At 43.3% G+C, this 26309-nt stretch carries 28 protein-coding genes; 27 read left to right on the top strand and 1 reads right to left on the bottom strand.

Annotation, left to right across the window (positions count from 1 at the left end):
• Positions 1-106 precede the first annotated feature (106 nt).
• The 24 genes from QF049_RS11265 to QF049_RS11150 all read left to right on the top strand — a co-directional run bounded on the left by QF049_RS11265 (position 107) and on the right by QF049_RS11150 (position 19989).
• A complete protein-coding gene (locus QF049_RS11265) occupies positions 107-541 on the top strand; it encodes a hypothetical protein (RefSeq protein ID WP_307537446.1) in 435 nt (144 codons plus the stop codon).
• Between the two features lie 37 nt (positions 542-578).
• Positions 579-935 (top strand): NIPSNAP family protein, encoded by a 357-nt coding sequence (locus QF049_RS11260; protein WP_373428343.1) that lies wholly within the window; start codon positions 579-581, stop codon positions 933-935.
• A 28-nt stretch (positions 936-963) separates the two neighbouring features.
• Positions 964-1461 carry a GNAT family N-acetyltransferase gene (locus QF049_RS11255; protein ID WP_307537442.1) on the top strand — a complete coding sequence of 166 codons (498 nt, stop codon included), beginning with the start codon at positions 964-966 and terminating at the stop codon, positions 1459-1461.
• 2 nt (positions 1462-1463) lie between these two features.
• Complete coding sequence (locus QF049_RS11250) at positions 1464-2006, top strand: GNAT family N-acetyltransferase (protein WP_307537440.1); 543 nt, start codon at positions 1464-1466, stop codon at positions 2004-2006.
• The gene (locus tag QF049_RS11245; RefSeq protein WP_307537438.1) at positions 2003-2572 is read left to right on the top strand and encodes a P-loop NTPase family protein; all 570 of its coding nucleotides are present in this window, start codon (positions 2003-2005) and stop codon (positions 2570-2572) included. The genes QF049_RS11250 and QF049_RS11245 overlap by 4 nt, the downstream gene beginning before the upstream one ends.
• Positions 2566-3027 carry a GNAT family N-acetyltransferase gene (locus QF049_RS11240; protein ID WP_307537436.1) on the top strand — a complete coding sequence of 154 codons (462 nt, stop codon included), beginning with the start codon at positions 2566-2568 and terminating at the stop codon, positions 3025-3027. Before QF049_RS11245 ends, QF049_RS11240 begins: the two co-directional genes overlap by 7 nt.
• A 68-nt stretch (positions 3028-3095) precedes the next feature.
• Entirely contained in the window at positions 3096-3530 is a 435-nt protein-coding gene (locus QF049_RS11235) for a GNAT family N-acetyltransferase (RefSeq protein WP_307537434.1), read from the top strand.
• A 45-nt stretch (positions 3531-3575) separates the two neighbouring features.
• Positions 3576-4520: a serine hydrolase domain-containing protein gene (locus tag QF049_RS11230; RefSeq protein WP_307537432.1), complete on the top strand. Its 945-nt coding sequence runs from the start codon at positions 3576-3578 to the stop codon at positions 4518-4520.
• 20 nt (positions 4521-4540) lie between these two features.
• Positions 4541-5008 carry an NUDIX domain-containing protein gene (locus QF049_RS11225; RefSeq protein ID WP_105598302.1) on the top strand — a complete coding sequence of 156 codons (468 nt, stop codon included), beginning with the start codon at positions 4541-4543 and terminating at the stop codon, positions 5006-5008.
• A 376-nt stretch (positions 5009-5384) separates the two neighbouring features.
• A complete protein-coding gene (locus QF049_RS11220) occupies positions 5385-5903 on the top strand; it encodes a GNAT family N-acetyltransferase (protein WP_307537429.1) in 519 nt (172 codons plus the stop codon).
• Positions 5900-6535: a hypothetical protein gene (locus QF049_RS11215; RefSeq protein ID WP_307537427.1), complete on the top strand. Its 636-nt coding sequence runs from the start codon at positions 5900-5902 to the stop codon at positions 6533-6535. The genes QF049_RS11220 and QF049_RS11215 overlap by 4 nt, the downstream gene beginning before the upstream one ends.
• A gap of 50 nt (positions 6536-6585) precedes the next feature.
• Positions 6586-7614 (top strand): alpha/beta fold hydrolase, encoded by a 1029-nt coding sequence (locus QF049_RS11210; RefSeq protein WP_307537425.1) that lies wholly within the window; start codon positions 6586-6588, stop codon positions 7612-7614.
• A gap of 26 nt (positions 7615-7640) precedes the next feature.
• Positions 7641-8057: a hypothetical protein gene (locus QF049_RS11205; RefSeq protein ID WP_307537423.1), complete on the top strand. Its 417-nt coding sequence runs from the start codon at positions 7641-7643 to the stop codon at positions 8055-8057.
• Between the two features lie 207 nt (positions 8058-8264).
• On the top strand, positions 8265-9452 hold the full coding sequence (locus QF049_RS11200; protein WP_307537421.1) for a glycoside hydrolase family 5 protein: 1188 nt from the start codon (positions 8265-8267) through the stop codon (positions 9450-9452).
• 204 nt (positions 9453-9656) lie between these two features.
• Positions 9657-10196 (top strand): GNAT family N-acetyltransferase, encoded by a 540-nt coding sequence (locus QF049_RS11195; RefSeq protein WP_307537419.1) that lies wholly within the window; start codon positions 9657-9659, stop codon positions 10194-10196.
• 166 nt (positions 10197-10362) lie between these two features.
• Positions 10363-10638, top strand: a complete 276-nt coding sequence (locus QF049_RS11190; protein ID WP_307537417.1) for a hypothetical protein — start codon at positions 10363-10365, stop codon at positions 10636-10638.
• An 11-nt stretch (positions 10639-10649) separates the two neighbouring features.
• Complete coding sequence (locus QF049_RS11185; RefSeq protein WP_307537415.1) at positions 10650-11450, top strand: phosphotransferase; 801 nt, start codon at positions 10650-10652, stop codon at positions 11448-11450.
• Between the two features lie 237 nt (positions 11451-11687).
• The gene (locus QF049_RS11180) at positions 11688-12569 is read left to right on the top strand and encodes an AraC family transcriptional regulator (RefSeq protein WP_307537413.1); all 882 of its coding nucleotides are present in this window, start codon (positions 11688-11690) and stop codon (positions 12567-12569) included.
• Positions 12570-12591: 22 nt separating this feature from the next.
• Entirely contained in the window at positions 12592-13863 is a 1272-nt protein-coding gene (locus QF049_RS11175) for an ABC transporter substrate-binding protein (RefSeq protein ID WP_307537411.1), read from the top strand.
• A gap of 91 nt (positions 13864-13954) precedes the next feature.
• The gene (locus QF049_RS11170) at positions 13955-14860 is read left to right on the top strand and encodes a carbohydrate ABC transporter permease (RefSeq protein WP_105598307.1); all 906 of its coding nucleotides are present in this window, start codon (positions 13955-13957) and stop codon (positions 14858-14860) included.
• A gap of 5 nt (positions 14861-14865) precedes the next feature.
• Positions 14866-15684 (top strand): carbohydrate ABC transporter permease, encoded by an 819-nt coding sequence (locus tag QF049_RS11165; protein ID WP_373428342.1) that lies wholly within the window; start codon positions 14866-14868, stop codon positions 15682-15684.
• A 53-nt stretch (positions 15685-15737) separates the two neighbouring features.
• The gene (locus QF049_RS11160; RefSeq protein WP_307537405.1) at positions 15738-18245 is read left to right on the top strand and encodes a hypothetical protein; all 2508 of its coding nucleotides are present in this window, start codon (positions 15738-15740) and stop codon (positions 18243-18245) included.
• Positions 18246-18280: 35 nt separating this feature from the next.
• Positions 18281-19351: a beta-galactosidase BglB gene (gene bglB / locus QF049_RS11155; RefSeq protein ID WP_307537403.1), complete on the top strand. Its 1071-nt coding sequence runs from the start codon at positions 18281-18283 to the stop codon at positions 19349-19351.
• Between the two features lie 137 nt (positions 19352-19488).
• Positions 19489-19989 (top strand): DUF1648 domain-containing protein, encoded by a 501-nt coding sequence (locus tag QF049_RS11150; protein WP_307537401.1) that lies wholly within the window; start codon positions 19489-19491, stop codon positions 19987-19989.
• 74 nt (positions 19990-20063) lie between these two features.
• Here the strand turns inward: QF049_RS11150 and QF049_RS11145 are convergent, their stop codons facing one another.
• Positions 20064-22340, bottom strand: a complete 2277-nt coding sequence (locus QF049_RS11145; RefSeq protein WP_307537399.1) for an FAD-dependent oxidoreductase — start codon at positions 22338-22340, stop codon at positions 20064-20066.
• A gap of 153 nt (positions 22341-22493) precedes the next feature.
• Here QF049_RS11145 and QF049_RS11140 point away from each other — a divergent pair, with 153 nt between their 5' ends.
• From QF049_RS11140 to QF049_RS11130, 3 genes are all read left to right on the top strand, one after another.
• Complete coding sequence (locus tag QF049_RS11140; RefSeq protein ID WP_307537397.1) at positions 22494-23261, top strand: helix-turn-helix domain-containing protein; 768 nt, start codon at positions 22494-22496, stop codon at positions 23259-23261.
• A gap of 199 nt (positions 23262-23460) precedes the next feature.
• Positions 23461-25281 (top strand): cache domain-containing sensor histidine kinase, encoded by a 1821-nt coding sequence (locus tag QF049_RS11135; protein ID WP_307537395.1) that lies wholly within the window; start codon positions 23461-23463, stop codon positions 25279-25281.
• Between the two features lie 23 nt (positions 25282-25304).
• Positions 25305-26156, top strand: a complete 852-nt coding sequence (locus QF049_RS11130) for a response regulator transcription factor (protein WP_307537393.1) — start codon at positions 25305-25307, stop codon at positions 26154-26156.
• The last annotated feature ends 153 nt before the right edge of the window (positions 26157-26309 follow it).

Below are 26309 nucleotides of genomic sequence, written 5' to 3'. Positions count from 1 at the left end.
GAAATCTAAGAATCTGAGACACGCTATATCAGAAAAAATAGCCTTTTGTAGCGTTCTAGTAGATGAGGGTAGAATGATATGTTTTGAACCTCATTGGATCGCAAATATGTCAAACTATGAATTACATGGACTTGAACAATCCAAAATTATTCAGCTCGGTATTCTCCAAACATTATTCGAGGAGGATAGCAAAAGGAATAGTCAAGATGGAAATATCGGTATGAAGATTCCAATCCTGCTTAGCCAGCTTGGGTTGATAAATGTAGAATGCCGGGTGAGTGACAAGGTTAACTTCTTAGATCAACACATGGCAGATTCGGATAAGCAAAAGCTTTTTCATGCATTAAAAGAAGAAGGACTGGGACAAAAACCCAATGCTAGACATGAAGTTGTTACTCAATTGGTTGAAAGAGGACTTAATTCAGAAGAAGCGAATAGACAATATGAAGCAGAGAGTGTATTTGCTAGGGAGTTTAATGAGAACTCATGGTTAACCTATGCTCCGAACATAAAAATTACATCGGGAATCATGATGAGATAGGTCTATTGCTTCTATTACTCATAAGGAGGTACAGATGATGATATATAGGAGAAAAACCTATATTATTGCAACTTCTTTTGTAGAAGAGTTTAATACTTTATTTAATGATATTTTGTTGCCATCACAGTTGAAATACGGATCAAGACTGATTGGGAGATGGCACACACCCATCGATGATGAAACCAGTGAAATTTTTGCGATGTGGGAATACAATACCCTTGAACAATACGAAGAGATTGAGAAAAAAATAAAATCAGATACAGAACACGTAAAGCGAGTTCAAGCGCGTTTTGATCAGATTGGAAGACATCGGTATAAAGAAGTATTTCGTGACGAGATAAGGCAAGTGTTTTTCACATCAACAGTGGATCGCGAACAAACGATTTTGAAGTGAAAAAAATGAAGAAGGAGATGAGAGAAAAATGGAGACAGAACGACTTAATTTTCGGAAATATACCAAAAATGATTTTGATTTACTTTTTGAGATGACACGTGAGCCAAATATGATGAAATTTATAAGACATGGAGGACCTTGGACCAAGGAAGAAACCATGCAAAGCCTGGAAAAGTTCATCAACTGGAATAAAGACGATAAAGGGCTGTTCCTCGCATTTAATAAAGAGGATAACAAGTTAATTGGAACCTCTGGACTGATTCCTCAAATCATTGAAGGCAATGATGAGCTTGAAGTTGGTTACTGGGTTATAGAGCAATACTGGGGAATGGGTTACGGATATGAACAAGCAAAAGCGTGGAAAGAATATGGCATGGATCACTTGAAACAGAAAAGATTAATATCTTTAATTCAACATGGCAATGTGGGTTCTATGAAAGTCGCGCAAAAGAATGGCATGAAACACGAGAAGGACGTAGACATAATTGGGAAAAATGTAGCAGTGTACTCGATTGAGGTGAAGTGAATATGACCCCATTTCCTGAACTAGAAACCAAAAGATTGCTGTTAAGAGAGATTAAACAGAGTGATTCCCCAGACATATTTCAATATTTTTCGTCAGATGAAGTTACAAGGTTCTACGATGTAGAAAGTTTCACGAATACAAAACAAGCAGAAGAACTCATACAAAGATGGACTGAACGATTCGAAAATGGTCAGGTCATCCGCTGGGGTATTGCTTTGAAATCGGACAACAGAATTATTGGAACATGCGGGTTTCATGGTTGGATGAAACAACATCATAAAGCTGTGATGGGATATGAATTAGCACCGGAGTTCTGGCAGCAGGGTTACATGACCGAGGTAGCTCAGAAAATCGTTGAATATGGATTCAAGAACCTTGAATTAAACAGAATTGAAGCATTTGTAGAGCCAGAGAACGCGGGATCAAGAAAGTTGCTTGAGAAAATTGGTTTCAGTGAAGAAGGCATATTGAAAGAACATTATTATTGGAAAAATCGATTTGTTGATAATGTCCTCTATGCATGTTTGAAGAAAGAATATGTATGAGAATACGAATTATTGGATCTTGCGGCAGTGGAAAATCAACATTAGCCAAAGAATTGTCATATAAATACGGTATTCCTTCCTATGAATTAGACAATCTCATATGGGACAGAAGCGCCGAAAATTTGAGATATCCTGAAAGTGTTAGGGATGAATCCGTCCAATCTATTGTCAGTTCAGAAGCTTGGATCATAGAAGGAGTACAGTGCAAAGATTGGACAATAAAGTCCATCCAGGAAGCGGATTTGATTTTTGTATTAGCTCCAAATGTTTTCATTAGAGATTACCGGATTATAAAAAGGTTTATATTGTCCAGATTGGGCTTGCAACCGTGGAATTACAAGCAGTCATTCAAGAACTTATGCAAGATGATTGTGAAATGGAACCATCAATATAATATAGGTGCAGCCATAGATGCGATTAACGAAAATAACAAGACAGCAATGATCACTAAGAATAAAAAACAAGTGATACAGTTGATTGAACATCAATTGGAAGCGGTTGTAAGTGAGAGTGAAAAGAACGTTAGAATTAATCAAGGATTGTCGAAAGAGGAGGTGCAGTGTTGAATATAAAAATACTACCAGTCACCGGAGAGAATTGGGAAGAGGCGCTGAAGATCTCTTTGTATGAACACCAAGCGTCATTAGTTCCATCTGTTATTGAGGGAATCGCTTACGCCTATATAAAACCGTGGGATGAAGCATTTGATCCTTACGTACTTGAGATCGATGGGAAGATATTTGGTTTCTTTTATCTGAGTTATACTCCAGATAGTACAGATAATTACTGGATTGGTGGTTTTCAAATCGATAAATCCTATCAAGGTAAAGGAATGGGAAAGCGCGCTTTAAGAGCCATTCTAGATTACATTACGAAACTGCATCCGTTGTGCAAGGTTATTTCATTAACGGTTGAACGGGATAACGAAATAGCACAGAACTTGTATAAGAGCATGTCCTTCATTAGTGAGAATAGAACCAATTCAGAAGATGAAGTGATCTACAGGTTGGTAATAAGGTAAGAAATTCTAATAGTGAAAAGATTACATGTGAGGATTTTCTAAATGAGGTGACTTAAACATTGAATAGTATGAATCATGAGGAAGAATTACAAATCGCATTTGATGATAATGAAGAAGACTATAAAACCCTTTGTAATAACTTATATAACTATAATGTCTCTGAAACAAATGGGTTATTAAATAAGCCTGGAAAGACAATAAATCTTTTTTTACGGGACAAGACAGGTAAGGCAGTTGGTGGGATCTTCTGTGCTACATATTGTGAAACATTATATATTGATAATTTTTGGATAGATGAGGAACACAGAAAGAAAGGATATGGGAAATCTTTAATCATGCAAGCAGAAAGCATGGCTTCTGAATTAGGATGTAAGCTTGCACACACAAGCACATTTTCATATCAATCACCGAAATTCTATCAAAAAATGGGCTATGAAGTGTTTGGATTAATTGATGAGTATCCTGATGGAATCATTCAATATTTTATGAAAAAAAGATTATAAGACGAGTACCTAACATAGTATTGGATTTAACCAAAGGTGAATTTTATGGAGAAACAAAAGGATGGCGGAAAGTATGCGAGCCATAAGGGAGTGTTATATATTACTGAATATAATGATCTTGAACGAGAGATAAAAAGAAATAAAGCGGAGAGCTGCATATTATACCGAGAAAACTCGATTCAATATGAATATTATCGAAATCGAAAAACGAAAGAAAAACAACATAAAGTGAATTCAATTACCAAAAGTGTGCTCTCCGCATTGATGGGAATTGCTATAGAACAAGGCTACATTGAGCACGAGGATATTCCAATTGTAAATTATTTTAACGATTTGGGTGATAGCAAAAAGGGGATTACGATTAAGCATCTATTAACGATGTCCTCGGGCCTGCACTATCCGGGAAATGAAGCGATGATTCCATCTAAGAATTGGACGAAATTTGTTCTTGAGCAACCTGTTGAATTCGAACCTGGAATGCAAATGAAATATAGTTGCGGGAGTTCGCATATACTTAGCGCCATATTGCAAAAGACTACTCATATGAACACCGCTGAATTTGCTAAAAAGCACTTATTTGCACCTCTAGGTATTAACGATTTTCATTGGTATCAGGATACACAAGGCATTGCGGTTGGGGGCTTTGGTTTGCGAATGAAGATCGAAGATATGCTGAAGTTTGGGGTGTTATACGCTCAGAATGGGGAGTGGAATTCGAAACAACTCATCTCTCCTGACTGGATTGCTAGAATTGTAAGTCCTTCTCTTACTTCCAACACCTTATATAGCTACCACTGGCGCTTAATGAAAAGCATCAAGCAAGAAGAAGCTGAAAATAAAACGTTTTATGCTATGGGTATGAGCGGTGGAAGAGGGCAATATATCTTTGTTAACCAAAAGCGAGGATTGGTTGCGGTATTCACAACAATTATATCCGATAATAGCTTGTTACCACTTCAGTGGTTTAACAATTATATATTGAAAGAATAGTTGTTTATGGGAGAGATAACATGAGCCAATGGTTTGATCTAGATGAACTTGATCCAGCGTTAATCAAATTTGCAGTGATAATCGCTAAATATAACCATAAATTCATCATTATCAAAAATAGGAAAAGAGGAGGTTGGGAAATCCCAGGAGGCAACAAAGAAATAGGGGAAACACTTTTACACACGGCAAGTCGAGAACTCTATGAAGAGACAGGGGCAGTACGCTTCGAATTAATACCTTATGGTGTATATGAATGGAATGGGAGCTTTGGTATGGTTTCTTATGCTGAGGTTAAATTGCTGGAGAGCTTACCGGAGTCTGAAATTGATGAAATAAAGCTTGTGGATGTATTACCTGAAGGGATGAACTTCGGAGATATGTTTTATCGTTTCTCAGACAGATGGGATGGACTTGAGAACTATGAGCTTAAGAAATACACCATTGAAATAAATCATTTGAATGAGTTACCAGTAATTAAAATAAGCTAGTTTTAGTTGGAGGAACTCTATTTTGAAACTAAAGGAGATGAAAAGAATTAGTGAATAAGAATAAGGGACTCATCATGTCACTATTACTTTTATTGCTTTTAATTTTGTTATGGGATTCCTTTCGAACTTCAATTTTTGAAGCAGTTACTGTTCAAAAGATTAGTGAAAATGAAATGACTGTAATTAATTTTAATAATCTTGAAAGAACAATAGCCGTTCCAATGGATATATCTAAACTAATTGAAGAGAACAAGGAATACACTATTTTGTACGATAAAAGGGTCTTTGATAAATACAGACTTCGATCAATAAAGCCATAGGATTTTAGAAATAACTTAGGAAAGAATGGATGGAAACGACCATGATAACGTATAGAATGTTGACCCTTGATGATGTGAATCAGCTGCAGGAAATAGATCGCTCGGAACATATTGATCTCATCTATGAAATGAGAGAGAACCGATTGGTTGAGCTTGAACAAAATCATGAGTGCTCAAACTGGGATGAGATGCTTTTGAAAGAGATTCAAAATCGATATGTCTATGAATTAGAACAAGGTGGCATGGCATATGGCGCGTTTGCTGACGATCAATTAATCGGATTTGGTGTGCTGGCACATCAATATAGAGGAAAAGAACGAAATCAATTACAAGTTGACTTGATGTATGTCTCACGCGGGTACAGAAGACAAGGCGTTGGAAAATGTATTCTAAACGAGTTAGGTGAAGAGGCTAAGAAACGTGGCGCACAGTATCTGTATATCTCCTCCACAGAGACGAGATCAGCGGTATCCTTTTATAGAAGTCAGGGCAGTCAGATTGCAAGCGAGATTGATCAAGAACTTTATGACAAAGAGCCGAACGATATACACATGATAAAGGAGCTGGGCACATGACAACGGTTGGGATACTCGGAACCATTCATAATCCAGAACTCAGGGAGCGATATCATTGTTCCCTTTCTCTTTACAAGGATGTGATTACTGAGTTTAAACCAGATCTCATTTGTGGTGAAGTTCATCCGCAGAGTTGGTTGAGGTATCTGAAGGACAAACATGATAGAGGATACTGGGGAGAACCAGCCAGTGAGTATTGGGAATTGGTCTTCCCTTTATGCGAGGAGCATAACATCCCATTTGTCCCTATAGATTGGTTTGAATTAGATGTGTGGAATGCATTTGATCCATTCAACGGTTATTCGGGCGTGGAACGCCAAGAACTTGAACAACGGGATGATCATTGGTTTGCAGAGCAAATGGAGACATATCAGTTTGGCGAGATTCCTTTTAATTCAAAGGAGTTCGATCGTGTAACCAGACAAAAGTATGAATGGTTGCATCAGGTAAACGCGAAGGCACAGAACTTTCGCTGGGTGGTCCGTAATCAGATTATGATTCAAAGAGTCAAAAATACAATTGAAGCTCATCCAGGAAAACGAATCCTCTGTATCGTAGGAGCCGATCACAATTACATCTTCCAAGAAGAGCTGATGATAGAACCCGTTGAATTGTTGTATCCGTTACGATAGAGGAACCGTTGGTAGAATTACAAATGAAACTTATATTTAAGGAGCATTACATGCGCAAAAAAATACGTAAAACACTCAAATACAGCATACTTAGTATTATTTTAATGGTTATAGTAGCTCTGATATTTCCCACATGGACACCGAAAATTAAAGGTGAAAACAGCATTAGCATGTTAGAGCAGGTCGAAATTAACGGTACAGGGCATGAAGTCATGATCAGAGGTGTTGATTGGACTAACCCTATCCTGATTTTTGTGCATGGTGGGCCGGGATGCTCGGAGATTCCATACGTAAGGAAGTATCAGAAAGAGCTTGAGCAATACTTCACGGTGGTGCATTATGATCAACGTGGGAGTGGGAAGTCCTATCACTTTTTTGAGGATTACTCAAATCTAACAACAGATGTATTAGTAGATGATTTGTTAGCGTTAAGGGATTATGTATCTAAAGAGTTAGGTCAAGAGAAGGTTATATTAATCGGTCATTCATTTGGTACATACATCGGGATGAAAGCTGCGGCTAAAGCACCCACTCAGTTTCACGCTTATATAGGCATTGGACAGATGGCTAATACACTTCAGAGCGAACTGGAAAGTTTGGAGTACACGTACGAGCAAGCGAAACAAGCCGGTAATGCAGAGGACGTTAAAAAACTAGAGCTAATTCGCAGCTCGATCGAGCAAGGAAAGGACCTTACGCCTAGAATTTTGTTGCAAAAGTACGGTGGTGCAGCCAGGCTCATCCATGAGAATAGAGATTATATTTCAGGATTCCTTTTAAATCCCGAATACAATGGGCTGGATATGATTCGCTTTTATACAGGGATGTTCAGTTCACAAGACATCTTACTGAAGGAAGCATTTGATCAAAATTTACCTGATATTGTTGATCATCTGGAGATTCCTACCTATTTTGTAACTGGTAAATATGATTATATGACTACTGCGAATGCAGCACGTGATTATTTTGACGTATTGGATGCACCGATCAAAGATTTCGTTGTATTTAACGAGTCGGCGCATTACCCACAGTTCGAGGAGAAAGAAAAATTCGTAAAGTGGTTAAATGAGCTATTTTAATATGCATGGAGAGGAGCAAGATCATATTGTTAAATGATTTCATTGAGCTTGAAGAAGAGAGTGATGAGAGTTACCGGTGTTACACTCTGCAAAATACATTGCAAATATTTGAACATTGCATACAGGATGAGGATTTAAATGACGTCCGAATATATGTGTCCTCTAATACACCGTTAGTTTCAATTGATGATAAAATAGAAGATTACATTAAGTGGTTTTCAACTTGTGAGACTGTCTTTCGAGAATATTATGAGAATGAACTTCAGGAAAAAGTACATCAGAATTGGTTTAATGAGATTGAAGTCTATCGTGTAGATATCACATTTAACAGTATAGCCGACTACGGTGCAACAATATCTTGCGGAGATAATATCCTGCGCGATCACATCATGATTATTGATTTTGATAGAGAACACATTCAAGCAATTAAATTAAACGGATAGATGGATTATTTTGTAGTAAATAGTCAAAAAAGAGCAATAAAGATATCGCTTTATTTTCCATATATGTGTTATTATGTTGGTGCCAGACGAAATTTTCATTTGTTTGATCGATAGGAAAGGAGGCGCGAATTCTCGAATCATTCAATCTGAATCAATAGATTAACTGCACTGCTTGTTAAAAATAATAGAATAAGCGGAGGTATGGTTATGTTCAAAAAATGGAAGAAATTCAGCATCAGCAGCTTGGCGCTTGTGTTAGTGGCTGCCGTGGCTTTTACCGGATGGAGCCCCAAAGCATCAGCAGCAGACGCTTCGCAAGTGGTGGCTGAGATGGGTGCAGGTTGGAATCTGGGCAATCAGCTGGAAGCAGCGGTAAATGGCACACCGAGTGAGACAGCTTGGGGCAATCCTACGGTGACTCCGGCGCTGATCCAAAAAGTGAAAGCTGCGGGCTTCAAGTCTATTCGTATTCCCATCTCCTATTTGAATAACATTGGAAGCGCTCCCAATTATACAATTAATGCGGCATGGTTGAATCGAATTCAGCAAGTTGTGGATTATGCGTACAATGAAGGTATGTATGTCATCATCAATATTCATGGTGATGGGTATAATTCCGTACAGGGTGGATGGCTGCTTGTGAATGGTGGCAATCAGACTGCCATTAAGGAAAAATATAAGAAAGTGTGGCAGCAGATTGCCACCAAGTTTAGCAACTACAATGATCGCCTTATTTTCGAATCCATGAACGAAGTTTTTGATGGCAACTATGGCAATCCGAACTCGGCGTATTACGCCAACCTGAATGCTTACAATCAGATCTTTGTGGATACGGTTCGTCAAACTGGAGGCAATAACAATGCCAGATGGTTGCTGATTCCAGGTTGGAATACCAATATTGACTTCACCGTAGGTAATTATGGCTTTGTGCTCCCGACAGATAATTTCAGATCCTCGGCCATTCCTAGTTCGCAGAAAAGAATTATGATCTCGGCACACTACTACTCTCCATGGGATTTCGCAGGTGAGGAAAACGGTAATATCACGCAGTGGGGTGCAACGGCTACGAATCCTGCAAAGAAATCTACTTGGGGACAAGAGGATTACTTGGAATCACAGTTCAAGTCCATGTACGATAAATTTGTCACTCAAGGCTATCCTGTAGTGATTGGTGAATTCGGTTCAATTGACAAAACATCGTATGATTCAACCAACAATGTATATCGTGCAGCATATGCCAAAGCAGTTACAGCAAAAGCTAAAAAATACAAAATGGTTCCTGTTTATTGGGATAACGGGCATAACGGTCAACATGGATTCGCCTTATTTAACCGTTCGAACAATACCGTGACTCAGCAAAGTATCATTAATGCGATCATGCAGGGTATGCAATAGTTTACTGTCTATCTGTATCCGTGTAAACGGCGTGTTCCTTCAAAAGGGACATGCCGTTTTTTATGCTACCCGGAGATAAATTTGAACAACATTTACCAATGCATTTTACATAAGCGACATACAGAATTCATTAAATCCCACAATAGCTTTTATATACTTAATTTGCTTGATATAGCGAACTAAAAGGACTAGGTGGTAGACAGAATGTTAAAAAAACGTGATTTGCAGGAATGCCATTCACTGTACAGCTTAATGATGGACCCCGCAGTTTTTCCCTACGTTCGTTATGCATGCCAATCGTATGAGGAATATCTATTCCTGACTAAACAATTGATGGCTGAAGAAGAACAAAAAACGGTGATTTCCCGAACGATTTTGAATGAAACAGGGCAGCCTATTGGAACCATTGATTTATATCATATTGAGCATCAAACCGGTTTTTTAGCCACTTGGATCGGATCACCGTTTTTTGGAAATGGGTATAGCCAAAGAGCCAAATCAGCCTTTTTTGTTGAATTGTTTCTGGAACATGGGATTGAAACGGTATTTATGAAGATACGCAAGCAGAATATAAGATCCAGAAAAGCGGTACAAAAACTGCCTTATGTGAAGTTAGCCAATGATGTGTATCCAGATGTATATCAACGGATTAATATGAATGAACAGATGTATGATCTGTATTATGTTGGACGGTCAGCCTTTTTCGAAAATAGTATGGATCTGCACCAAGTGGTAGCTACGTAACTTATTCAGAGAGCGTCAACAGCGGCGTCAGTGATGACGCCGCTATTTGATATGATGATACAGGAACGGACCGTGAATATAACATGCAGGAATATGGAATAGAGAATCGAAAGACATTAAGTAGATAACCTCATAAAAAGTGGACGGTTAATCAAGGAGGCATGAAATGAATAATATTAACAAGATTTTGGGTGTAGTCCTCATGCTTGGCAGTGTGTTTATTTCAACGATGGAGAGAATTTCAACACGAGTCTCTGTCGCTATAGTAGAAGCAGGATACGCTTCAGGAGGGACCAGCGTACCCCTGTTTGCTCAGATGAACGAGCATCCAACAGGTTTACTCGTATACTTCATGTTCTTCGTTGGATTCATACTATTGGTCGCGGGATTCCCAGGGAGTTATAAGAAAAATCGTAATCATAGGCATAACAAGGAAGTTTAGCTTGAGGAGGGATGAAAGTGGCCAAGCAGGAGGAAGTGTTATCGGGAGGTAATGTGAATCAGGTTGTCCGAATAGGTGAGACGGTTCGCAGGCATGCGAAACCAAATCCATATGTGATTGAATTGCTTTTACATCTCGAAAAAGTTGGTTATGATCATGCCCCTCGATTTCTGGGAATAGATGAACAGGGGAGAGAAACGCTCTCTTACCTCGAAGGCATCGTTCCAGGCAATGACTACCCTGATCTAGAAGAATATATGTGGTCAGACGAATCTTTGATTGAAGTCGCGAAACTGTTGAGAAGTTACCATGATGCGACGGTTGGATTTACAACAACATCAGTATCAACGAACAGATATCCAGGCATAACTGAAGATGAAGTTGTATGTCATAACGATTTTGCGCCGTATAATGTGGTGTACAAGGATGGCCGTCCTCAAGGCATTATTGATTTTGATATGGCGGGTCCGGGTCCGCGAATGTGGGATATCGCCTATGTCTTGTATACATCCGTTCCACTCGCAGATTTCTCACCAGAGATGGACGGAAAGGGTGTAATGCCATACGTCAGCCAGGCGCACGGAACTGTTCGAAAAGAACGAATTGCCTTATTCATGGCTACGTATGGGCTGAGTGTTCCAGCAGATTTGAAGGATTGGGTCATATCCCGTATCCGTTTCATGTGTAAAACACTGACTGATCGTGCGGCTGATGGAGATGTCGCTTTTATGAAGATGGTCGAAGAGGGTCATCTGGCCCACTATGAGAAAGAAGTCATTTTTCTTGAAAACCATTGGGATGAATGGGTTTGAAAGGTAATACTAATGGACCGCGTGATAGCCTACGGGCTGGACAGCGGTTTTTTTGTTTCCATCTTTCGAATCCCTATGAATTCCTTTCTATTTATTTTCAACAATTGTGATCAACAATACAGCAATATAGTTCAGATTAGATCGAAATAACTGTGATACAATTCATTGTAAAGCGCTATCATTGTAAATTATTAAACTATATTGCTTTTTATATTCTGGGAAGGGAGATCTTTACTGATGCTAACCATACACACCCCGACGAATATTGCTTTGCAGGAAAATGAAGTTTATGTGCGATCAGAAGCAGATAATTTTCAGGATGAATGGCCTGTTCATACGCATAATGGGTATGAGATACATTATTTTATTCAAGGAGATGCAACCTTTCTAATCGGTGACCGAATATATAAGCCGCTGCCTGGAGATATGTTTATATTCAGAGGCGGTGTGCCCCACCGAATCAATCCTTCAAGAGAAATCGTGTACAAGCGAAGTTTTGTCAATTTCACGGAATTATTGCTATTGGACATGCTTGCTGTCAGTCAATTGGAGAATCTGATGTCCATATTCCGTCATCCCAATGGGTTATTGGTGCATTGGCCTCCGGAGGAGCGTGAGCATATCACAGCTATATTTAAGGGAATCAAGGAGGAGATGGGGGCAGGAAATACAGGGTACAAAACAATGGTCAAATTAAGTCTTACCCAATTGCTACTGCGGATTTACCGGAAAACAACCAGTGAGCAATCCGCCAATCCTATCTTATGTTCTTCCCAGAAGCAGACAAGCGTAAGCCGGGTTCTTCATTATTTAAACCAGAACTACAGGGAGAATGTTTCATTGGATGAACTGTCCAAAATACTCCATTTGAATAAATACTACATTTGTCATTCTTTCAAAGAGACGACGGGATATACCATAAGCAATTATGTTATACGGAAAAGAGTTGCAGAGGCCAAAAAATTGTTGTTGTCTACGGATGCACCGATTTTGTCCATATCTGAGACGCTAGGTTTTAACACACCTGTATATTTTAGCAGGGCCTTTAAACAATATGTGGGTGTATCACCACAGTTATTCCGTAAAAGTGAATTGCTTAACGAAGCCAAAATTCATTAGACCCTTCCAAGGAGATGTTGATATGACAAAAAGAACAACGTTTAAGCTCACCACTAGCATGGTATTGATCATGTTACTCATCGTATTAACTGCTTGCGGAAATTCAGGTACCAATGCTAATCCAAAACAAACAACTCTGGATTTCCTGTGGTTCTCTGATGGCAAAGAAGGAGAGGTCATCAAGGAAATCATTAAAGATTATGAGCAGACCAATACCAAGGTTAAAATCAACCTGATTGAAGTTGGCTTCAAGGACATCCAAACCAAATTAAAAACCATGTTATCCGGTGGAAAGCCACCTGCCCTGAGCCGGGTCACGGATACCGGATCATTTGCTAATCAGGCGGTTGATCTAACACCTTACGTGGACAATGCGGACCAATTCGAGGATCAATTTATTGACTCACTTAAACCTTATTATGTTATTAATGACAAGCTGGTAGCGGCGCCTATGGATGTCACAGCGAATGGGCTTATTTATAACAAAACCTTATTTGATAAAGCTGGCGTCAAAGTACCGACCTCTCCTGACCAGGTGTGGACGTGGGATGAATACACAGCTGCGTTAAAAGAGGTTATGGACAAAGGCGGAGCACGTTATGGCATGGTATGGGATGTCACACCGCATAGATGGTCCACTCTTTTGTATCAGAATGGCGGAAGCATCTTAACAGAGGATGGCACTGCGGCAGCGATTAACAATGAAGCTGGAATCCGTAGCATGGAGCAGTTCAAGCAGCTTCATCAAGAAGGGATCATGCCTGAATCCGTATGGCTCGGAGGGGAAAATCCGAACAACCTGTTCCGTTCCGGGACGGTGGCTACCCACTGGGCTGGCAACTGGATGATCAGCAATTACAAGGATATCACCGATTTTGAATGGGGAGTCACCTATATGCCAAAAGGAACACAACGTTCTTCCGTACCAGGCGGGAAGTTTCTGATGGCTTTCAAAGGCAGTGGATATGAGCAGGAGGCAGCAGAATTTATTGAATACTTAACGTCCAAAGAAGTGAATTCAAAATATAATCAGGAGTCATTGTTTATGAGTCCACGGAAGGACAGCGCTGTCCTGAATTATGAATTTGGCAAGGAGATGTTTGAGATCTTCGCGGATGAACTGAAGAACAGTTCGCCTCTTGCAGCTAATGACTGGTCCAGACAGACCATTATATCCAAAATTACAACGGACCTGAAAAATAATATTGTTGAGGTTCTATCCGATAAGGCAACTCCGCAGGAGGCACTGGATCGAACAGCCAAACTGATTAACGAGGCTATTGGCAGTCAATAAACGTAAAGCCATGTGGTTCATTCGTATACGGGGGCTTAGCGATTCCTGTGAAGCCTCCCTTTCGAATAACGCATAAGGAAGGGGCAAGCAGATGAGTGAAGGACAACGATTAAACAGGAATACGCTGGCAAAACAGAACAGGAAGCTCGTTATTGCTCCTTATCTGTTTATATTACCCAATCTCCTGATCTTTGGAACTTTTATCGTATTTCCCTCTTTATTGGGCCTCTATTATTCCTTCCATGTCTATGATGGATTGAACCCAATGAAGTTCAACGGGCTGGACAATTATATCAAAATTATAGGAGATCGGGAATTTTGGTCGACCATCGGACGAACGGGGATTTATGCAGCAATTGTTGTCCCACTAATATATGCAGCAGCGTTAGGCATTGCTTTGCTGCTTGCGCGCGAGATTAGAATGCGCGGGTTCTTCAGGGCCGTATTTTACTGGCCGACCATGATTTCTTACATTATCGTAGGATTGACCTGGAAGTGGATTTTTGGAGATTCATTTGGCATTTTGAATCATCTGTTAACCGTGGTTGGTGTGGAACCTGTCGGCTTTTTAACCTCTTCCTTTTGGGCAAATACGGCTGTAATCATCGCGACAGTATGGTCACGTGCAGGCTTTTTCATGGTCATTTTTATCGCGGGTTTGCAGGCTATACCTACGGATTATTATGAGGCTGCCCGCTTGGACGGGGCAACGGGAATGAAGGTGTTTCGCTATATCACGCTCCCGCTTTTGAAGCCCACAAGCTTGCTTGTTGTTATGCTGACTCTGATTGACGCGTTCAAAGCATTTCCACTTATGTTTGCGCTTACAGGTGGTGGGCCGGGCAAAGATACCACCTATATTGTTCAATATATTTATGAGATTGGCTTTAACAGACAGGAGCTCGGTCTGGCCAGTGCCATGTCGGTGATGCTGTTTATCCTTATTGGTGGATTCTCGGCTCTGCAATTCCGTCTATCGAAAGGAGGGGCTACGTAATGGTAATGAAGCCTATGGTCAAAGTTGTCATCTACAGTATGTTAACTGTTGCTGCAGTGGTGTGGCTCCTGCCTGTCCTGTGGGTCGTGATTTCTTCTCTGAAAACGAATAGCGATCTATACAGCTTCCCTCCCAAGTTGTGGCCGCAGCCCGTCACCTTTGAGCATTTCAAGGCGGCATTCAGCAAAGGCGATTTTGGCTTATATTTTATGAATAGTACGATCGTAACGGTGTCCTCAACGCTGCTGCTGTTATTGATTAATTCCATGGCAGGCTTTGCACTCGCGAAGTACCACTTCCGCGGAAGCTCGATCATATTAATTGCTTTTATCTCAACACTTATGATTCCGATTGAGGTAATCATGATTCCTATATTCAAGGTGCTGAGCGCACTTGGGATGTATAATAGCCTGCTCGCGATTATTATCCCACCAGCAGCAACCCCGACTGGTGTGTTCCTTATGCGGCAGTATTTGCTGAGCGTACCGGACGAGCTACTGGAAGCTGCACGGATGGATGGAGCGGGTGAATGGAAAATTTATTGGAGCATTATTCTTCCCATAGCGAAGCCGATTCTTGCGGTGCTCGCAATCTTCTCCTTCATGTGGAGATGGGATGATTTTGTATGGCCGTTAATTGCGATCAGTGACCCATCGAAATATACGATTCAGCTTGCACTTTCTAATTTTATTGGTGAATACAACGTGGATTGGGGAAGTTTGCTTGCGATGTCCGTCATCACGATGCTTCCGGTACTGATTGTTTTTATGGTTTTCCAGCGATATTTTGTCAGCGGTATGATTACTTCAGGAATGAAAGGATGAGTTGAATGTCAGATACCACCCGGAGTGGGATGGATACATTGAATTATAAACCTATGAAATTAGGTCACAATCAGGTCATTAATCATTGGATGATCAGCGGCATATATACGAAGCCTGTTGCCTTTGTTCCAACAACGATGGAGGGAGATATTAATGATTGGCTAATCGATGGTTTTGCCATTCATGAGAATCCATGCAGAAAGGAATTTGTAGAACATAGGAGAACGCAGCCTGTGAACCGATTTTTTGATCAATGGGGCGAGTTTCCTAGCCCGGGAGACGACTTCGTTGGAGAAGAGAACGGAATGCCTTGGGCACTGTATTCTCCTTGGAATAATCCACGGGTGGAGCAATCCGGATTTTGGTTTGTACCGACACATCTGCGTAGTTACGCGGCGACAAGACTGATTTCTCCGACTGCTCATACCGCCTCTTTGCGGATTAAGACCTATGGCAGTCTGACGTTGTGGGTGAATGGGGAAATGGTAACGGACTTTGCACCACTTACGCGTAACAAGGAACAGGAAATCGTTATTAAAGCTGAACTTGTAGCCGGAAACAATGAGATCTATGCCTGTTGGGAGGATCTGGCTGAGCGGGATACCATGTATGCTTTTGCGGTGGAATACCTGGGAGACGAGGAATTGGTGATTTCCCTGCCTATTGCTCCTCATTTGGCGGAGTCTGTAATATCGGCAGAGGAAGCCCTCGAACAGGCTTATTTTCCTTCGGATCTCTTCAGAGGTGAGCAGATTAAGCTTAAGCTGCCGCTTCCCTTACCGGACATCGTTAGAGAGGTTGATATTCAGTATGGCAATTTTTTTGACGGTACCGAAAATAAGACGATACACATAGCCGAAAAGGAAACGGACTTGGTCTTGGCGCATACGAATCAACTCGGTCATCATTACGTATACTTCACCCTGTCTATTTTAGTTTCAAATGTTGTACTAACCAAGAAGTTTGGCTGCCAATCCTATGATACCAGCTATGATGAGGCTGCTCAGCAAGCTGCGGATATTGAAGCCCGCAAATCCCTGGCTCTGCGATGCATTGCCGAGAAGGGCAGTCCCAATATTCATAAGGCCATCGCCATGCTCAAAACAGGAGGCAATCTGCAAGAAGCAGAGAGCATTTTGCTTGATGGTGTGGAAGGGATTGAGCAACGAAAGGATTGCAGTGACTTCTATCTGGTGGGGCTGTTCCGTCTTTGGAGAGATGAGCGAAATAGTGGTCTGTTCAGTGAATCGTTCTGGGATCGGGTAAAAGCAAGCATTCTGGGCTATCGATACTGGATTGATGAACCTGGCGATGATGTGATGTGGTTCTTCAGTGAGAACCATGCCTTGTTGTTCCATACCAATGAACTGTTAGCCGGACAATTGTTTGGAGATGAAACATTCAGCAACAGTGGTGAATCCGGTGAAGTACATCGTCAAAAAGCAGAGCAGAGGCTTGCATTATGGTTTGAGCGCTTTTTGGATGAAGGATTGGCAGAATGGAATTCAAGTGCATACATTCCGATTGATGCGGTTGGGCTATTGCATATCTATGAGTTTGCCCATAATGAACAGCTCAGGCAGCAAGCCAAAAAGGCAATGGACCTGTTATTCTATTATATTACCGTTCAGATGCATCAAGGAGTCTTGTCCACAACGTTTGGGCGCAGCTATGAGAAGGAACTGCTGGGTGGTTATTCAGCGGGAACCACTTCAATGTGCTGGATCGCTTATGGCGTTGGCAATGTAAACAATTATTCAATAAGCAATGTTGCCTTGAGTTTATCGGATTACAGTCCTCCAGCAGCATATCAGGAGCATCTGTTGCTTGGGGAGAATCAGCAATTGGTGTTCGCCAATCAGCAGGGCAAGGGAGGTTACGCCAAGCTCTATCACTGTCGGACTAAGGAATACTCCTTATCCTCAATCATTCGCTTCCGCCCAGGCAAGCCAGGTTATCAGGAGCATGTCCAGCATTTATCTCTGTCACCTGAGGCGCTGATCTGGGTGAATCATCCGGCAGAAATATACAAGCATGGGGATGGTCGACCTTGCTTCTGGGCTGGGAATGGGATATTGCCCGATGTTGTTCAGCATGAGGGGATCGCTTTGATGATGTTTGATATTCCTGCGGATAACAACTCTGACTGGACACATGCTTATTTTCCTACTCACTCCTTCACGGAATGGGTAAGGCATGAGAACTGGCATTTTGCTCGTTTGGATAAGGGTTATGCAGCTATATATGCGGCTAACGGAACGAGTATGGAGAGCAACGGGGTGACAAGAGAACGTGAGCTTATTTCCCCTGGCTTGCGTAACGCCTGGATTATAAGAGCAGGAAGCGAACAGCAATTCGGGTCATTTGACGCTTTTATCAACCAAGTTCGTTCTGCAAGCCCGCAATTCGACAGTCAAGTTTTAACTCTCACTCTAACAGACCCGGTATATGGTCCAATTCGATGGGGAATGAACAAGCCTTTTCATATTCAAGAAGAGGAAATCGTACATGACGGTCATGGAGTGAAGGGACAACTGAAGTTACTGGACATGGAGCGCTGAATCGTGTGCAAGAAACCAAGGGAGTGATAACCAACATGCTGAATCAAATGGTGCTGCAGGAGAGAATAAGCAAGGTATCTCAAGCTATGGAGTCTATGAAAAACACAAGCATCAATGAACAGTTTCCCATCGGACTAATCGACATACATCTATGGGAATGGCCGCAAGGTGTCGGTCTGTATGGCTTGCTTCAGCTCCATGAGGCAACGAAAGATCCTAAAGTGCTGGAATTTCTCGAATCATGGTACAATGCAAAGCTGATGGAAGGATTACCAGAAAAAAATGTGAACACCTGTGCTCCGCTTCTTACTTTGATTTCACTATGCGAGCTGACCGGAAACAAAGAGTACGAACATGTTTGTGAGGAGTGGAGCAGTTGGATCATGGATGGACTGCTGCGAACCGGAGATGGTGCGTTTCAACATATGATCACGGGAGATGCCAATGATGGTCAAATTCTGATTGATACCCTGTTTATGACGGTGCTATTTTTGGCCAAAGCAGGGGTTTACTTCAAGAAACCCGAAATGGTGGAAGAAGCCAAACGACAGTTTCTTGTGCATATCAAATATCTATATAACAAGAAAACCGGATTGTTCTATCATGGCTGGGATTTCAACGAAAATCATAATTATGGTGCTGTTCATTGGGGAAGAGGCAATGCATGGTATACGGCGGGAGTTATGGATTTCCTGAATATCATTCCGATCGAAGACGGGCTAAAGGCCTATCTGCTGGATACAGCAACCGCTCAAGTCAGAGCACTGAGCAAGCTTCAGGGTGAGGATGGCATGTGGCACACTGTGCTGGATGATCCAACCTCTTACAAAGAAACCTCGGCAACAGCAGCGATTGGATACGGCATTCTCAAGGGAATCCGGTATGGATACCTGGATGAATCCTATCGCCAGAATGGCTTGAGTGCGCTTGAAGCGGTGTTGAAACAAATTGATGATCACGGAGTTGTACAGCAGGTGTCCTATGGTACACCTGTGGGGCAGGATGCTCAGTTTTATAAAGATATAGCGATCAGTCCGATGGGCTATGGACAAGCACTTACGTTGTTTATCCTGATTGAGGGCTTACGGGTTCCAACCGCCGAATAGAAGAAGGCGGACTTGTACGGAGGATGGGGGATACAGTTTTCTGTATCCTCCTTTTGGTTTGAAAGGGCACCTATTTTGTTTTATACTCCTTTGAAGTGCCTCTACTAAATAGATTATTGAAGGAGTAGTGAACAAAATTGGAGCTCAAAGAACGTCCAAAGATAGCAATCAAGAAAACGAGAGTAGAAGTAGTGTTAGACATCACGACATTTATGTTGTTTATTATCTTTACGTTATACTTCACCCAGCAATGGATGACATTACCGAATGAGTTGCCGATACACTTTAATATGAAAGGAGAACCGGATGGGTGGGGGGGAAAGGGGGTCGTTTGGATACCATTAATAATCGGACTTATATTATGGATTGGTCTATCGACTCTTGAAAAATACCCACATACATATAATTACTTGAACTTAAATTTAGACAACGCAGAGAGACAATATACAAATGCTCGTATCATGGTTAATGTAATGAAGGCTGAAATAACACTGTTTTTCATGTATATAAGTTGGATGATCCTTGGTTTTTCCAGTGAAAAAGAGGCTAACAACGGTTGGTTGCCCATTGTTATATTCATTATCGTTTTATTTGGTTCAATTGCATTTTTTATATACAGATCCTTTAAGTTGAAATAGACCTCTTTAAAGGCATTGGAATAACCTCTAGAATTCATGAGAAATCCCAGGGGTTATTCCAATGTGTTTTGCGTTTAGCTTTTGCCTGTCAACCTTGGCTCCCCATAGGCCCGAATCTCGATTAACTCCGCGTACTTGCTTCCATTGGTGGCATCCATGTTCACTCTAAGCGCCTGTGAATACACAGGTGTATCCAGGGTATGAATGACTTTTCTTTTGCGGTTTTCCGTTACATTTACAATCTCGATCCATTCCCCAGACCGACTTAATACCTCCACCCGATAATCACGTACAAGTTCAGGCATGACGCGGAATGTCGTGTGATGGTGATGCAGATTAACCAGATCCTCGTTCACATCATCATTGAAGGTCAAATGCAGTTCAGCCAAGGTTTGTGGCTCTTCCCATGTCAGTTGGACCCATTCCGGTTGGCCAGACTGCATCGGTTGGGACATCCACTGCTGTGGCCCACCGTAAGGGCGATGGTAACCGTTGACTGTGTTTTCTGGTGAATAAGCCGTCGTCTCAGAAAGGGTACGACAGCAGAATGGCTGACGCGCCAACCCTTGCATGGACCATAATACAACGGGCTGATCCGTGGCATGATCCTCCAGATTTTTGGACACATGGTTTTCTTCTGTTTTGAAGAAGATCAGCACCCCGCTGTGTGCTTCTGTCGAATGGTAGAGTGAGACGGCTTTATTGGAGCGGATGATCATAAAAGCATTCTGTGGTTCTTCCGGTCGCCATTCGAGCGGAAGCTTCACCCACTGCGCAGTTCCTGTTGTAACGTTAACAGTCGCCGTAACTTGTAACGAATGCGGGACGTAGTTCTCCTTACGCCCCGTATCCCACAGCTCTACCGTCAGCGCGGTATCGCTGGATGCATCCAGCAGCAGCTCCAGGCCGCTGAGCACTGGATGCACAGGCAGCAGCAGGGCAACATCCGTACCCAGCGGGTACGTCTCGCCAGGCTGCTCAAGAGCGATGCCCGTCAGCGTGCTGGAGGCTGTAACCTTGGCACGCCGGGCCAGGTCCAGCTCATCGTGGCTGCGCACCCCGATGATGGAAGAGTCCTGCCGCAGCAACGTCTGCTGCAGGACCGCCAGATGCCTCGCGTACAACTCGCGCGGCGACACCCCCATGGCCGCGCAGAGCGCCGCGCCCGTACCCGCGGCTTCGCCGATGACCGCGCATGTTGCCATGACGCGGGTCGTGCCGAAGGCGACATGTGATGCACTGATGTCGCGCCCGGCCATGAGCATATTCCGCACATTCGCGGAATACAACGAGCGGAACGGCACGTGATATATGCCATCGGCATGCATATGCTTCGAGCCGCTCGCTTCGGCGTACATGCCCTGCGGGGGATGCAGGTCGATGGACCAGCCGCCAAAGGCAACGGCATCCGGGAACTCCCGCTGGCTGATAATATCGTTCTGGGTGAGCACATAGTCACCCGTGAAGCGGCGGTACTCCCTTTTGCCAGGCAGAGAACCAATCCACTCCAGCGTCATATTGTCGGCATCAAACTTACCGGAATTCTTGATATAGTCCCAGATCCCGTAGATCACGGACCACAGTTCATCACGGATCAGCTCATTGTCATGAACGGTGTCATGTTCACCGCCCCATTCAATCCACCAGTAATGACAACCGGAATCCCCGCTGCGAATGACCCGGCGAATCGGAATACTCGTCTGCGTGATATCCTTGGCAAAAGAAGGCGGGATATAACGGACAGGCGCACCAGCATCCTTGGTATAGAAGAGAAGTGTACTGCCCAGCGTGATCTGATCAGCCACCTCTGGTGCCCACTCTTCGCCATATTCGCTGCGGGCTTCCCGGCCGAGTGCAAACTTGGCTCCAGCCAGAAAGCCGACCAATCCATCACCCGTACAGTCCAGATAGATCTGACTTTCGAATCGGATTTTGCGCTCAGAACCCATCATCCACCCGGTAACAGAGGTGATCATGCGTTCATCTCCATCCCCAGTGGCCTCGACTTCATGTACATCCGTGTTCAGATACAGGCTAATGTTGGATTCAGCTCGAACGGCTTCCAGAATGATCAAGTCCCAGAGATAAGGATTGCCCTCTGGATTACGGTACTGATTCTCTACAAACAGTTCCCCCATGATACCCGTCTCGCGGGCATAGCGGTTAATTCCGTGGGCGGTAGCGCCGCAGACCCATACGCGTACTTCACTGCTGGAATTGCCACCGAGTACAGGACGATTCTGCACCAGAGCGACCTGTTGGCCCAGCCGGGCAGCAGATATGGCAGCGCATACGCCAGCAAGCCCGCCCCCGATGACGGTGATATCCGGTTTAACGAGTTCGTGCTTCATATGAACACCTCTCTCATTGAATATGGATGAGCCTAAGCTCAGATTTTCATATTTCATATCTATAATTTCATATTAGTTCTATATATTTACTTTTCAAATACACTATATTATCATCGAGCATATACTTTATTTCATAACAAAGGCAGGTGTGTCATGGACCTCCTTAATCACATCTACTGGAAGAAGAAAGCTGAATTTGCTCTGGCAGAAGATATCTACGATGCTTGGGTGGTCTTTGCCGTTGAAGAGGGCGTATTTCGTTATGAGATTGATGGGCAGACCGGAGAGGCGGGTTTTGCTGATCTGGTGTTATGTCCGCCCCACGTTCCTTTTCGCAGAGAGACGGTAACACCGCTGACGTTTCACTATATGCTGTTCCGTTGTAACTCCGCAGAGGGTGAGAGTCTCCTGCCGCCAATCGGAAAATCCCTCATTAATGATACGAAGCGTCTGGCTTCAACATATGCCTACCTGCGTCAGGCGAGTGAGGACAACGATGAGCCTACAACAGGATGGAAAACTCATCTGATGTTGGATTTGTGGCGGCTGTATCAATGGGAGCGCAGACAGAGCAGGTTAATGGAAACCAAGTTCACGGAGGATGCTCTGATGGCTGAAGCGGCAGTGTTGTTGGAGGAGTGGGCAGGAGAGGCGGTCAGTCTCCGAATGTTGGCCGAACATTTGGCTTTGAGTCCAGTCCAGCTCACCCGAAGGTTCCGGGAGGCCTTTCAAGAGACACCATCTGATTATTTGAAAGCGATTCGTCTCAAAAAGGCAAAAGCCTTGCTGGCAGATAGCCGTCTGACCCTCACGCAGATCGCCGAGAGATGTGGATATGAGAACGGATTTTATCTGAGTCGTGTATTTTCGTCCACCCTAGGAATCAGTCCCTCGGAGTATCGGAGAAGACATCAAGTATGAGGTAAAGGGTCTCGTCCATCTAGCCTTCCATCCATTCATTCATTCATTTCTTGCTTAGACCAGTAGAACATATCTGTGTAGTTCACATGGATGCAGGCAGCGAATATCACAAATCCATGCAAATCATTCGACCCCGGCTGTAAATGGCAGGCAGGTGCTATAATGGGGTCATTAATTGTAGGGGAGCGAGCACTAAGGAATGAAGAAGCCAAATTGGAAAAGTTGGTTGCCACAGCGGCTCAGATATCGTCTGTTCGGCGCGTTTGTGGTATTGATTCTTTTGCCGTTCAGTGCATTGAATGTCTACAATTATCAGCAGATTGAATCGCTGGTCGAGCAGAAAATCAGTGAGCAGAGCCATGAGCAACTAGTCCAGATGTACCGCTCACTGGAGGACCAGATGAGCATTGCCTTCAAAACGCTCATTTTTCTGGAACAGGATTCCGCGGTAAGAAGTGTGCTAACATCCCCGAACAGTCGTACGCCGCTTGAGAACAAGTCGCTGGTAGAAGAAAAGTTCAAGATGATCAACAACAGTTTCTTCCTATATAATCCTTCGGTGTACTTTACCTTGCTGGATTTTCATGATAGCGTTTACACTTCGTATTTGCCCAAAAAAGCACTGACTTATGGCCCCTATCTGGAACAATTCCGCGAACGTTTGGGGGAAATAACCATTCCAAAAGGCGGTACGGATTCACACTCGCTTCAACCGGAAGAACTTTTCTATCGCTGGGATGCACGGGATTCCAACCCTGTGCTCAGAGAGTTATCCTCCAGCCCATATCTGTTGTCGCTGTATGCTTACATGAAAGATAGCGGCGGCAAGCGATACGGGCTGGCACGAATTAGCATTGATTATTCCTACTGGTTCCAGACCATGCTGAAGGATTCCCAGAGTAATCAGGAGTATTACCTTATTACAGGTAGTGGAGAGACCATAGCCAGTTCATCCAAAACATCGGTGCTTTCCCCGGAGGTTACGCGTGAAATAGCTCTTCATCCGGCACAGGCTTATCTGACCGATCCAGCCTCGGATACGCTGATTAACTACGTGTATATCGAATCACTGGATTGGTATATGGTAAATCGTATTCCACTTTCCATCCTCTTTACAGAGATATCCGAGCTTAAACAGCGTTACTTTCTGACCTTTTTTGGTTTCACAGGAGCATTTGTAGTGATGGCTTTTATGATCTCGGCAACGTTTACGCGCCCTTTGTCGCACTTACAGAATAAGATGAAGGAGGTTGTCCGCAAAAACCTCAAGATTCGTATTCCCGAAGGCCGCAGCCGTGGGGAAGTGCTGGAACTGACACGCACGTTTAATACGATGCTGGATGATGCCAATCAGATGATCAACAGACTCAAGGCGGAGGAACGCCAGAAGGAAGCGGTACATTTTCATATGCTCCTCGCCCAGATGAATCCGCACTTTCTCCTGAATACATTGAATACAATGAAATGGAGCGCGATCCGCAGCGGGAATGAAGAGATCTCCGAGATGTGTGTTTCCTTGGGCAAATTACTGGAGATCAGCCTGAATTCACAGGTCGAATTGGTATACCTGAAGGACGAGATTGAGTTGGTTCAAGCCTACCTTCATATCCAGCGGATTCGTTACCGCGATAGCTTTGAGGTGACTTGTGAATTTGACGATAAACTGGAATATGCGCTGGTGCCCAAGCTGAGCTTGCAGCCGCTGGTGGAGAATGCCATTCACCACGGTGTCGGGCCACTGGAGCAGCTTGGTCAGATCCACATCGGAATTTATAGGCAAGACACAGGAAAGCTGATGCTGGAGGTGGCAGACAACGGAATTGGAATGGAGGAATCCCGGCGTCAGCAGATGACCCGCACGCGTCCAGGGATCGGTCTGTCTAACCTCAGGGAACGATTGCGGTTATTGTTCAAAGGCCAAAGTGAACTGGAAGTGATTGATACCAAGCCGGGGACATTAGTGAGGTTCAGTATTCCTTTTTTATTGTCGACGCCGTACGTACAGAAGCGATCAGACTAGACGACTGGAGAGGGGAATCTGGAATGTGGAAGGTATTGCTTGTAGAAGATGAGGTATTTGTACGGGAGTCGGTGCGAGAGATTATTTCCTGGGAAGAGCTGGGCTTCACGGTCATCGGAGAATCCGGTAACGGGACCGAAGCGCTGGCGATGATTATACAGGATACACCGGATCTGGTACTGACCGATATTGTCATGCCAGGTATGGATGGTCTGGAATTACTCAAACAGACCCGTCAGGCCGGGTTAAAAACCAAGTTTGTCATGCTCACCTGTATGGGGGAGTTCGAATATGTACGCCGGGCAATGGAATACGGGGCTTCCAATTATATTCTGAAGCTGTCGATGAGTGTGAATTCACTGCGTGATACACTCCGTAAAGTAAGTGCGGAACTGGGAGCTTCGACTGAAGCCCAGACGGAGACAGATCATCTTGAAGTGCCACCTTCCACACCGGTTCTCACATCAACGCCTGATTTGCCTAATTCTCTTACGGTCTCTTCTGCGCCCTTGCCTGAAACTGATCTTCCGTTCACACCTGTTCGTGAGCCGATTGTGAAGCATCCGGAGATTAGCAAAATAATTCAGTATATCGGACAGCATTACGATCAAGACATTACCGTCAAATCCATGTCACGATATGTGATGATGGGCGAGAATTATGTGAGTGCTTTGTTCAAAAAGAAAACCGGCCATACCCTGATTCACTACTTGCACGGGGTACGGATGGAGAAAGCAGCTGAATACTTGCGCGAGACGGATCTTCCTGTACAGGAGATTGGTTACCGGGTAGGATTCGGAAGCGATAATTATTTTATCAAAATATTCAAGCGTTGGACCGGTTGCACGCCCAGCCAGTATCGCCACCGCTCGTGACTTACAGGATGAGTAGAAGGAATATGTGTACCCAGTGCTTAGACAAGGTAGGGTAAATCCGTATTTTTGTTCAATCCGAATCATGGATATGTATCTTATGAACCCAGTAAGGTCCCTGCTACGATGTAACGGAAGGTACACTTCAATTCAGGG

This window comes from Paenibacillus sp. W4I10 (assembly GCF_030816325.1).
GTDB lineage: Bacteria > Bacillota > Bacilli > Paenibacillales > Paenibacillaceae > Paenibacillus > Paenibacillus amylolyticus_B.
The sequence above is the reverse complement of the archived record's forward strand: the minus strand, read 5'-3'. Positions and strand labels throughout refer to the sequence as shown.